At 61.9% G+C, this 11,337-nt stretch carries 8 protein-coding genes; all 8 read right to left on the reverse strand.

From position 1 onward, the window contains the following. Window positions 1-9 precede the first annotated feature (9 nt). A complete protein-coding gene (locus HMPREF3096_RS08195) occupies window positions 10-789 on the reverse strand; it encodes a DUF4123 domain-containing protein (RefSeq protein ID WP_032730171.1) in 780 nt (259 codons plus the stop codon). Beyond that, window positions 790-3,159, reverse strand: coding sequence for a type VI secretion system Vgr family protein (locus HMPREF3096_RS08200; RefSeq protein WP_162822778.1), 2,370 nt, complete (start codon window positions 3,157-3,159; stop codon window positions 790-792). A gap of 1 nt (window position 3,160) precedes the next feature. Next, window positions 3,161-5,815 carry a type VI secretion system ATPase TssH gene (gene tssH / locus HMPREF3096_RS08205; protein WP_032730169.1) on the reverse strand — a complete coding sequence of 885 codons (2,655 nt, stop codon included), beginning with the start codon at window positions 5,813-5,815 and terminating at the stop codon, window positions 3,161-3,163. Window positions 5,816-6,079: 264 nt separating this feature from the next. Next, entirely contained in the window at window positions 6,080-6,571 is a 492-nt protein-coding gene (hcp, locus tag HMPREF3096_RS08210; protein WP_002902160.1) for a type VI secretion system effector Hcp, read from the reverse strand. Between the two features lie 4 nt (window positions 6,572-6,575). Further along, the gene (locus HMPREF3096_RS08215) at window positions 6,576-8,282 is read right to left on the reverse strand and encodes an OmpA family protein (RefSeq protein ID WP_032730168.1); all 1,707 of its coding nucleotides are present in this window, start codon (window positions 8,280-8,282) and stop codon (window positions 6,576-6,578) included. After that, window positions 8,279-8,968: a type VI secretion system protein TssL, short form gene (gene tssL, locus HMPREF3096_RS08220; protein WP_004176431.1), complete on the reverse strand. Its 690-nt coding sequence runs from the start codon at window positions 8,966-8,968 to the stop codon at window positions 8,279-8,281. Before tssL ends, HMPREF3096_RS08215 begins: the two co-directional genes overlap by 4 nt. Further along, window positions 8,965-10,308 (reverse strand): type VI secretion system baseplate subunit TssK, encoded by a 1,344-nt coding sequence (tssK, locus tag HMPREF3096_RS08225; protein ID WP_020801721.1) that lies wholly within the window; start codon window positions 10,306-10,308, stop codon window positions 8,965-8,967. The genes tssL and tssK overlap by 4 nt, the downstream gene beginning before the upstream one ends. Before the next feature lie 9 nt (window positions 10,309-10,317). Further along, on the reverse strand, window positions 10,318-11,337 hold a 1,020-nt coding region (gene tssC / locus HMPREF3096_RS31375; protein WP_020803349.1), incomplete at its 5' end, for a type VI secretion system contractile sheath large subunit.

Raw genomic sequence — 11,337 nt, forward strand, 5'->3', positions numbered from 1 at the left:
CCAGGCTTTTCATTCTGAAGGTCTCTCACTGGTTTTTACGTCCGCAAACCACTTCTTCATTACCCAGTCTTCACGAGCGTCATCCAGAAGAAGGCCCTGGCGTGTCGCCTCCACCATGCCCTGGTAACAGGCCGAAAACAGTGACTGTCTTGAATCAAACATGCCCGCAGGCGGAGCACGGTGCGACAACATGACGATGACATCGCTGATACACATCAGATGCTCAAGCTGGCGATCGCTGAGTTCTATTTTGGGCGCATTTTCATCGCGTTCCGGCGGGAGACCACTGCCTTTGATGCCTTTCGCCTGGCCGTCAAAATCCTGCCACGCCCAAAACAGGGCCGGACGCATCAATGGCTCTTGCTGCTCGTCACTGAGAATGTGTGTAAACAACAGCGGAAATACCCGGGTATCGTAAAAGCGTAAAATTCCGCTGCGCCCTTCCTGCAGAATATCCATACACTGCGTGAGCCAGTTCGCCAGCGCCGAAAAGGGCCAGTATGTGCAGAACAGGAGCAGCGGCGCCTGGATGGCAAGTTGCTGGCTGATATCCTGTAACCAGCGCATTTGCTCATGATCATCAAGCGTAAAGCGCGCCATCAGCGGAGCATCATCGACAATAAATGCTTCCGGAAGTCCATGAAAAAGCGACTGCCACTCAACTGACAGCGAATTCAGTGCCGGAATAACGGAAAAATCCACCCCCGCCTGATCGATAATGACATGCAGATAATCCGTTCCGAAAGCCCGACAGGTTCCGGCGACCTCCTCAATCCATTGTCTGGTCATCTATGCCTCCCGCGGCACGAAGCCCTGCGCCAGCGCCTGGGCTCTTTTAAGGCACTCTTTACACACCGATGCCGGTAGCTCAGGCAAGGGAAACGCCTCGCTGACCGGCCCCTGCAAATCATGCTGCCCCTTAAGGCTAATCACCCCCGGTCCGTGGATCTGTACCTCTCCCTGCGGGGTAAGACGGATATATGCGCCGCCGCAACCCAGGGTGATGCCATTTTTAGCCGTCAACTGCAGATGCCCCTGGGTTGACTGGACGGTGATATCTTTTAGCGCGGTCAGCGACAGAATATCGCTGTGCGACTCTACTTCCAGCGGACCTTTGGCGGAGACCAGCCTCATCCCCTCCTGTTGCGCCAGCAGTGAAATAGCCTGGCTGGCATTCAGAGAACAGCGCTGTGCCGTGGTGATGTTGACCTCCCCCAGGCTCTGCAGATACAGCCCGTTACCGCTGTGCAGGAGGGTTGTTTCCGGCGTGACTGCGGCAATCCCCTGCGGGGCCGACATCAGCAATGTCGGCTGTTTAAGATCGCTGGCGCCTGTGGTCAGTGCGCTTAATGGGCCGGAGTCTGGGATAACATTATGATGGGTTTGCGTAATGCTTCCCCATTCCGTGACCTGATTCACCGCACCTTTCAGCAAACTGACCGCCGGCTCCATCGCCAGCACCTGCCCCTGAGCCTGCGCCTGCCCGTCAGCGCTGATAAATATCCCTTTCTGTGCCCGGATAGCTCCCCAGCTGTCGGTTCTTAGCTCAAAACCGTCCCCGCGCTGCTGCTTTTCAGCATCCACGAGATGGCCGAGGTTCAGCTGGCTCTTGCCGCCATACTCCGTCGACACCTTGATATGTTCTTTCCCGCGCTCATCGTCGAGGCGGATTTTGTTGTTGGCCGGGGTGCGCAGGACGTTACGTTTGTCATTGCGGATGGTGACATGGTCGCCGTGCGCCGAGTCGTGCAGCACGCCCGCGATATACGGCCGGTCAGGGTTACCATCCTCAAAGCCAATCGCCACCTCCGTCCCGGCCAGCAGCGGCAGGTGCAGGCCGTAGGTGTCTCCGGCATACGGCCGCGACTGGCGGACCCACAGGCTCTCGAACCCGGTTTCCCAGCGCGCCCGGTCAAACAGCATATTCACCCGGTAGCGTCCGTGTTTGTCGATATGCCCGTAGGTGTCGTTTTCCCGGGTGCTGGTCACGCGGGCCGGCAGCGTCCCGGCCATCACCGGACGCGCGCCGGGCTCAGGCCGGTAGCCGACGTCCGGGCTGTCCGGTATGCCGGCAAACTCCACCGCAAAATCCGCATCGCGCCGGGCGTGGCTGTGCATCGCCGTGACGAGCACGCCATCAGCAAACTCCCCGGCCACCTCCTCTCCGCCGGTGACCTTCAGCACCTGTCCCGGGCAGAGCGTCGGGCAGCTGGTGGTGGCCTGCATCCGGGTCTGGCCGTTCAGATAACGCTCATGCCGAAGCCGGGCGTAAAACGCCCCGGACTCCGGCGCCGGATGGCGGTCATGGGCATTCCCCGCGGTCAGGTAGTTATCTCCCCAGTGGTAAGCCTCACCAAAGGTGGTGGTCTCCCCGCGGGTGACATCCACCTGCGCGTTCATGTCCGCCGTCGCCTCGCGGTAGTTGTAGTCGCGGGTACTGACCTGCTGCTCCACGACGCGGTGGCGGCATGCCATCTCCCACACCGCGTCCACCCCGGCCGACTGCTGCCCTGACGGCGGGACCGAAGGCAACGTCAGCCCCTTCTCATAGCCCTGCTGACTGTCGCAGAACTCAGCGACGTCGATGTGCAGCCGCGTGTCGGCGGTAAACCGAAACCAGATCCCCACCTCACCCAGCAGCCGGGTGATAAAGCGCAGGTCATCCTCGCCGTACTGCATCACCTGCTCGCGACGCGGATACGTTTTTGTCAGCGAGAACAGAAAATCCTGACCGCGCAGGCCGTGGCGCTCGCGGAGGATTTTTTCCACAATCTGCGGAACGGACTGGTCCTGGTAAATGGCGTTCTGGTGCGAGCGGTTAAGCAGCGCCAGGCGCGGCTGAAGCGTCAGCGCGTAGTGCGTTTCATCCCTGGAGGTACTGAGCCGTTCAAACCCCGTCACCACGCCCTGGATAACCCGCACGGGTTGCTGAACATTGATGCCGAAGCCCTGAGCCACCGGCGCCTGCAGCGTCAGGGAGGCTGCCTTCATCAGCATCATCTCTTTGCTGATGGCATGGTCTGCGCTGGTGAATTCAATACGGTAGCGGAACGGCTGGCTCAGGGCTTCATCGCCCTCGAAGGCCAGCACATCAAGCCCGGCTTCACATCCCTTCACCGAAAGCAGGTGGTGGTTATGGCTGAACAACAACGATTTCACGCTACTCATCGGATATTGTCCCCTCGTCAAACGCCATCACGACGCCTTCCTCTTCGTGATACCCCAGCGTCACCTGGCGCGGTTTCTGCCCCGCCGCCATATGGCTCAATAGCTGCTGACTCAGTGCCGGCAGGATCTGCTGATTGAGCAGACTGTCGACGTTACGGGCGCCGGTATCCGGCAGCAGGCAGGCCTCGGTCAGCGCGTCGAACAGGCTCTCGCTGAGGGTGGTGGTGATTCCGTAATGGCAAGCCAGACGCTGACTTACCTGCCCGAGCTTCATGCCGACAATGGCGCGCAGCGCTCCCGCCGGCAGCGGACGGTAAATCACCGTCTGGAAGCGGGCCAGCAGCGCCGGCTGGAAGTGGCCGCGCAGCACCGGGCGCAGCAGCTCGCGCAGGTCTGATTCGCTGGCCTCCGGCTGTTCATCCAGCAGCTGCATCAGGAGGTCGCTACCGAGGTTTGCGGTCATCAGGATCACGGTGTTGCGAAAGTCGATTTCACGCCCCTCGCCGTCGCGCATTACCCCCCGGTCGAAGACCTGGTAGAACAGGTTCATCACATCGCGATGGGCCTTTTCCACCTCATCGAGCAGCACCACGCTGTAGGGGCGTTTGCGCACCGCCTCGGTCAGGATCCCGCCCTGGCCGTAGCCGACGTAGCCCGGCGGAGAACCCTTCAGCTGGCTGACGGTGTGCGGCTCCTGGTACTCGGAGAGATTGATGGTGATCAGCGCTTTCTCGCCGCCGAACAGCGCATCGGCCAGGGCGAGCGCCGTTTCCGTTTTGCCGGTGCCGCTCGGTCCGACCAGCAGGAACACCCCCTGCGGACCGTTCTCCGGCGTCAGGCCGGTTTTCGCGGCGCGCAGGCGCCGGGCAATAGCGCTCAGGGCCGCCTCCTGGCCAACCACCCGTTTGCCGAGACTCTCTTCCAGGCTCAGCAGTTCCGTCTGCTCATCCTTCATTAGCGAGGAGAGAGGCACGCCGGTCCAGTCGGCAATCACCGTCGCCACGGTGCGGACGTCGACGTCCAGCCCGAGCAGCGGATTGCCCTGCTGGACGGCGATAAGCGCGGTTTGAAGATCGCTAATTTCCGCCTGGCGGGAGATATCGCGGCGACAGGCGAGCAGCGCTTCCGTCAGCTGCAGCTCCTGACCATACTGAGTTTCAAGGGTATCCAGCGCCAGAATAAGGCGGATCTCCTCCTGCTCAATGGCCGCCAGCCGATCGCCGCGGGCGCTGTTGCCCAGCGCAATATCTTCCAGCAGCGCCTGCTTCTCCATTGCCAGCGCGGTGAGCTGCGCCTTCATGCGGGTCAGCGGCTCAGGCACGGTATCCAAACTCATACGCAGGCGGGCGGAAGCGGTGTCGAGTAAATCCACTGCCTTGTCCGGCAGCTGGCGACCGGTGAGATAGCGTCGTGACAGCGTCACGGCGGCGCGCACCGCATCATCCGTGATATGCACGCCGTGGTGGTCGGCATAGCGGGACTTCAGGCCGCGCAGCATCAGGCAGGCGGTGTCGTCGTCCGGCTCATCCACCTTGACCATCTGAAAGCGGCGCTCCAGCGCGGCGTCGCGCTCGAAGTACTGCTTGTATTCAGACCAGGTGGTGGCGGCGATGGTCCGCAGTTCGCCCCGGGCCAGCGCCGGCTTCAGCAGGTTGGCGGCATCCGCGCCGCCCGCCTGATTACCCGCGCCGATGATCGTGTGCGCCTCGTCGATAAACAGCAGCACCGGCGAAGGCGACTGCTGTACCGCCTCAATGATATTTTTCAGCCGCTGCTCGAACTCGCCTTTGACCCCGGCGCCGGCCTGCAGCAGACCGAGGTCAAGGGTGCGCACCGACACCGGCTTCAGCGCGTCGGGGACGTTGCCTTCGGCAATGCGCAGCGCCAGGCCTTCCACCAGAGCGGTCTTGCCCACGCCCGGTTCACCGACGAGGATTGGGTTGTTTTTTCGCCGACGGGAGAGAATATCCACCATCTGGCGGATTTCCGTGTCGCGTCCGAACACCGGGTCAATCTGGCCGTCTCTGGCTTTGGCGGTGACGTCGAGAGTGAATTTGTCCAGCGCGTTCTGCAGCGCCGGGTTGAGCCCATCCGCATTCAGTTCGCTGCCCGCAGGACGCCCCACAAATTCCACGTCCCCGCCATGGGGCTGCGCCAGCGCCGCTTCCTGCTGCGCTGGCGGACGTTCGTCGGACTGGGCATCCAGCAAGGAGCGCAGGCGTTCCAGCTGACGCTGGCCCAGCGTTAACAGCGGCCACAGGCCATCGCACTGGATCAGATTCTGTTTTTCAACCAGCGCCATCAGCAGGTGAACACTGCGGATCTGCGCTTCGCCGCTGAGCGAGGCAATCAGCCAGGCCTCCTGCATCAGCCTCAGGGTATGGTCAGAGAGCTGGGGACGATGACGTACCGAGCGCGGCTGTTTATCCAGCCAGTTCAGCAGATCCTGCCACAGCGCATCCATATCCCATTCATAGCGCCGCGCCAGCACCGTCAGATCGCCTTCCCCCTGTTCCAGCAGCTTAAGCAGCCAGTGCTCGGGCAGGATCTCGGCATGCGCCCGGGTCTGGCACAGGGAGGCCGCCCCCTCCATTGCGCGGGCACAGCAGGGATTAAGACGGCGTAACAGGCTGGCTGGATTTTCCATGAGATCCTCTCTTATTGGTTCCGGACACGCTACCGCCCGTCGCTGTTCCCGAACAGGAACCCCAAGCGCACAAGGTCAGGCAGACAGATTGTGTTTTTCTTTGCTGAGAACCCGTATCTCAGGCGCTCAGCAAAAAACGGCGGGCAGAGAAACGCTGCCCGCATCAGGCGATCGCCCGCAATAATCCCCGGCCGCAGAGATAACGATGCGGCCGGGATGAGCGAACGTCGCCTGCGCGCCAGCGGCGCGAAATATGACGGGCAATTACGCGGTGGCGCGTTCGTTCCAGCTATCGGAGTGAATGATGTTGCCGTCTTTATAGGTCCAGGTGATCTTCTCGTAGCGCAGCTCAATCTGTTCCAGATGGTTGTGCTTCTCGTAGGCGGGGTTTTTGATGTCGTGCATCAGGGGATTCACTTTCACCACCTTGACGTTCTCAAGTTTGGTATTGAAATACTCCACTTCCTGGCCGGCATCGTTGATTCGGTACCACTTGAACTCAGCGGATTTCAGGGTCTGGCCGGTGGTCACCGCCTTGTACAGGTAGGGGCTGGAGGAGTCGATCTCCTTGGTGAACAGGAACGGCGTATGAATACGCGTGCCGGTCAGTTTGCCGGTGTTGTTATCGGTCGGGATGTACAGGTTATGCTCCTGGGCCACCACTTCGATACTGCCTTCACGATCCTGAACGTCGACAGACCCTTTAATGTCCGCGCCGCCGTCGTCTTTCAGCCAAAGATAAACAGGAATTGCCATGGAATTACTCTCCATTGTGTAGTGAAGCGCCATCATCCTGGGATGACGCAGAGGGTTGGTCCGGTAACCGGCAGGCGTCTACCTGCGGCACCAGACTGATTTCGACACGACGGTTCAGCGCACGGCCTTCCGGCGTATCGTTTGTTGCAATTGGTCGGCTTTCGCCATAGCCCTGAACGGCAAAGCAGCTGTCCGGCACGTCGCCGGTATCGCGCATCCAATCGCGGACCGATTCCGCACGTTTCAGCGACAATAGCTGGTTGGCTTTTTCCTCACCCACGCTGTCGGTGTGACCCGCCACCACGATCAGCCACCCGGGCCTGGCCTTAATGTCCATCAGCGAGCTGACCAGCCGCTTTGTCGAACCAGGCTTCAGTACCCATTTCCCGGTATCGAATAGCGACATGCTGTCAAGGCGGATGACGTTCGGCGCGACGCGCTGCACCGGCCCGGGCGGCGGTGGAGGCGGCACGTAACCGCGAATCGCCTCCAGCAACGGCAGGCGAATCTGCTCCCCGTGATACAAGCCCAGACTCAGGCGCAGCGGGACGCCGTTACGCGCCCAGCTATCGAGCAGCGCGGCATCTTCACGCAGCACCCTGACAGCGCTGGCTTTTGGTCGATAATCATCCATCGCAATCCGCTCATAACGGGCAATATCGACGCCCACGCGCTGCAGCAGTTGTCGATTGTTCCAGCCACTGCTGAGCAGCGCGGCGACAGCCGCGAGGGTGAAAATCGCGAGCGCCGCGCGCCAGGCCCTGCCTCGTGGCGTGAGTCCCCGTCCCGCCGGTAACTGCGGCAGGATGAATTCCGGCAACGCTGAAGCGTCCCCGGTGTCGCTCTCATCTGGCTGCCAGCCAGCTACCCGCGTCAGGCCGCTATGTCGGGATAACCACGTCGTCCAGGCCGACGATGCCAGACTTCCAGGCAGCGAGGGCCCGAGACCCCACAGCACGGCCGCAGGGGTCAGAGGCGGCAGGTCGGTATTCTCTTCCGTCAACACGGCATGGACGTGCTGTTCAGACCAGCCCATCAGGCTGTTCATCAGCACCTGCTGCTCCAGCGCGGCCGCCCCGCCGGCGCTTACCCAGGCCGGTACGGAACAGGGGGCGCAGGAGGGCTGCCAGACTTTCACCGCCTCACCCGTTATCGCCGCCTGCCACAACAGGTCGCGACTCATCGCGCTGCCCACCTGCCCCTGCAGCGCCAGCGGTACGGCATACCCCGTCTGCTGACGCAGCTGGCTGAGTTGCCAGCGCAGGGCCAGCAGAGCGCTGGTCAGCGCATCGCTTTGCACATGCCGCTGCGGGCAGACGCAGAGCAGCACCGACAGCTGAGGCCCCCATTCCGGCCGCTGGCTCAATACCTGGCGCGCGACCTGCTGCAGCTCCTCCGTCTTTTCCACGCGGATCCAGCAGCCCTGTTTGACGACTCGCACCGGTGACGCTGGCGGCCAGACACTCGGCAGGTCGCCGCAAACGAGGACCACCGGCTGGCGATAAGCGCCCTCCGGGAGAGGGGCCAGGGTTGATGCGACGTTACGTCCGGTACGACGACTGGCGATGCGCCAGATCCCGATGATCAGGGCCAGCGTGACCAGCAGAATGAGCCACGCCCCCCAGCGGGGAACCGGCAAAAATAGCAGGCACACCAGCGCACTCAGCAGACTGGCCCACAGCGCCAGCCCACGCTGCTGCGCGGGGCTCATTTCACCTCCCCCGGTAACAAGGTCAGCAGCAGGTGATCGAGCCAGTGGTTGAGCCCCCACCACAGGGCGAGTACCACTACCACGCTCAGGCCAATACGTACCGGCCATGGGGCCAGCCAGCCGCTTATCCCCAGACCGGCGCGACTCTCTACCAGTACGGGAGCGGTAGCCGGGCACTGAAAAGGAGGAACACGCTCACCGAGCGCGTTGACCAGCTTCAGGCGCTCGGGGTCGTGGAGGGAGCGAAAGCTGCCAATAAAACCCAGCAGCATCACCCGCTGAAAACAGGTGACCACGGCCAGGTTGGGCGCCGGTTCACGCAACACATCACGCATCCGCTCGCACAGGGTGTCGCCGGCGTCCATGGTGCCGAGGAAGTGCCCCTGCAGCGGAATGTCATACCACTGCAGGCAGGCCTCATCCTCCACGCCGCGCCCTTTCACGGCTTCATCGAGCAGCGCGCACTGGGCGGTGAGAATATGCTGACAGCTGGCGTCATCAAGCCCGCTCGCCTTCAGCTCATGTTGCACGCGCTCGACATCAGCAATACAGCGCTGCCATAGCGTGTACCCTTCCTCATCGCGGAACTGCGGGCCGTGGCGCAGGCTGATAACCTGCAGCCAGGTGTTCTGCAGCAGCGCATCAATATCAATGGACGCGGCGTTGCCGCGTTTAGGCTCATTCACGTTCGTAGTACCGCAAAAAGTTCAAGTTCAGGCTCACCGAGCATCCCCGGCACGTAAAACATACAGGTGCCGCTCTGCAGCATTTCCGTCGCCAGAGGGTGGGACACATCGAGGCTGAAATACTGATTTTCCAGACGCAGCGGGATCGCCGCCGGTACATGACGCAATGGCGTGAGGGGCACCCCTGTCCGCGAGGAGTTGACGATGGCTTTGACATGATCCGGACTGCCCACTTTGCACTGGCGCGGAAACTGCTCCTGCAGTTGGGCGACCGGTACCGACGAACGAACCGACAGGTAGTAATCAGCCCCTTCCCGCAGCCGGGCATCGTGCAGACGCGCCTGCCAGAAGTGCAGCCGGGCATCATGCTCCAGGGCAATCGCCACCACCCGCGATGGCAGGCTCGCCTCCAGCAGGTCGCTCAGTAAATCAAACAGCGGCGGAAAAACCGCGTTCAGCTGGTCATGCTGATAGATCGGGACGGCATTCGCCTGATGGGTGAGCGAAAAGGTCAGCAGGCTGCCAGCCAGGCGCGCCAGCTCCGGGTAGAGGCGTTCCGGCGGGCTTTGCCGGTAACGCAGAAAGTACCCCAGCACCGGCTCGGCGCTGTTCAACGCATTCAGCAACCAGAACAGAGAGACATCGGCTACGGCAAAATCAGCCATCCGTTCATTGCTTTCGCGACGCATGGCCATCAGGCGCGTCAGACGAGCCCGGAGCTGGATGAGCAGCTGTTCAAGCTGCGTCGCCAGCCAGCGGCTGCCCTGGATCTGCAGCAGCGGCGGGAGAAACGTCTCGTCGATAAGCCAGGCCCCCTGCGAGTCCCGCTGCAGGCGAACAAGCGGACAGGTCAGGTAATCGCTGTTGTCCTGGTGGGCGAAGCGGAGGGTTAGCTCCGGCTGTATGACGGCAATCTGCCGGGTATCATCCCCGAACTGGTTGCGGACATCGCGCCAGCGCTGCCGGAAGCGCACCGGCCTTTCGGCCACCTCCTCCGGCTTCAGACAGTTGCCGCCATTCGCCTGCATCAGGGGCAGCGCCAGCACGATCACCGCCTCGCCGGACGCGCCGTCCAGCGACAGCGCGGACGGCAGCGCATCGGCATTGTCCGTATCAATCATCGTGCCATCCTGGAACCGGACCTGCAGCCTGTGAGCCTGCAGGCGGCCCAGTTTGAGCATCTCTGGTTCGAAGGTCGCCTCAACCACTCCCCAGGGGTGGTTAAGACCCATCCGGGCAATCACTTCCGCAGTCCAGGCTGCATACGCAGCCTGCTGTTGAAAATGCTGAGGCGACACCATAATGCCCCGGCCCCACAACGGACGTTCCGTTTTCATCATCGTCCGAACCTACGCCTTCGCCTTTGGCATCTGGCTAACCAGCGACAGATTGACGTCCATCCCCTCGACCTGGAAGTGCGGCACCGCGTACAGCTTCACGCGGAAGAAGCCCGGGTTATCCTCGATATCTTCCACCACCACGCTGGCATCGCGCAGCGGATGGGAGGCCTGCAGCTCGTCGCCGGGGTCGGTCATTTCGGTCACCAGGCTCCGCACCCAGGTGTTCAGCTCCAGCTCCAGCAGACGCCGGTCCTTGGTGGTGCCGATATTCTCGCGCTGGATCATCTTCAGGTAGTGCGCGATGCGCGACAGCAGGAAGATGTAAGGCAGACGCGCGTTGATGCGGCTGTTGGCGGTGGCGTCGGCGGTATCGTACAGCGCCGGTTTCTGCGCGGAGTTGGCCGAGAAGAAGCAGGCGTAATCGCGATTTTTGTAGTACGACAGCGGGATAAAGCCCAGGCTGGCGAACTCAAACTCCCGCGTTTCCGGGATCATCACCTCGGAAGGGATCTTCACCTGGTTGCCGGTGCCCAGATCGTACAGGTGGATGGGCAGATCTTTCACCGCGCCACCGGCCTGCGGACCGCGAATTTGCACGCACCAGCCGTTATTGACAAAGCTCTTCACCATATTGGAAGCGAAGGAGAACGCCGCGCTGGTCCAGAGATACTTTTCGTGGTCCGGACCTTTCACCTGCTCGACATAGTTGAAGCTGCGCACCGGCACGGTGTCCGGACCGTACGGCAGACGACCCAGCACGCGCGGCATCACCAGACCGATGTAGCGGGCATCGTCAGTTTCGCGAAACGCCTTCCAGCGGATATATTCCGCACGATCGAAGTAGTTGCCGATATCCTTAATGGCAGCCACCTCTTCCATGGTCTCTTTCAGGAAGAAGGCCGGGCCGACAGCGCCGATAAACGGCATATGGGCGGCCGCAGAGACGCGGGAGATATTGCGCAGCAGCGCCACATCCTGCGGGCTGGCGTCGAACTCATAGGCCGAGATCACCGAGCCGATCGGCTCCCC

Source organism: Klebsiella sp. HMSC25G12 (genome assembly GCF_001807705.1).
In the GTDB taxonomy this organism is placed as follows: Bacteria; Pseudomonadota; Gammaproteobacteria; order Enterobacterales; family Enterobacteriaceae; genus Klebsiella; species Klebsiella variicola.

Coding starts and splice junctions, on each gene's coding strand:
- HMPREF3096_RS08195 (WP_032730171.1), bottom strand. CDS start 789: ATGACCAGACAATGGATTGAGGAGGTCGCCGGAACCTGTCGGGCTTTC.
- tssH (WP_032730169.1), bottom strand. CDS start 5,815: ATGGAAAATCCAGCCAGCCTGTTACGCCGTCTTAATCCCTGCTGTGCC.
- hcp (WP_002902160.1), bottom strand. CDS start 6,571: ATGGCAATTCCTGTTTATCTTTGGCTGAAAGACGACGGCGGCGCGGAC.
- HMPREF3096_RS08215 (WP_032730168.1), bottom strand. CDS start 8,282: ATGAGCCCCGCGCAGCAGCGTGGGCTGGCGCTGTGGGCCAGTCTGCTG.
- tssK (WP_020801721.1), bottom strand. CDS start 10,308: ATGATGAAAACGGAACGTCCGTTGTGGGGCCGGGGCATTATGGTGTCG.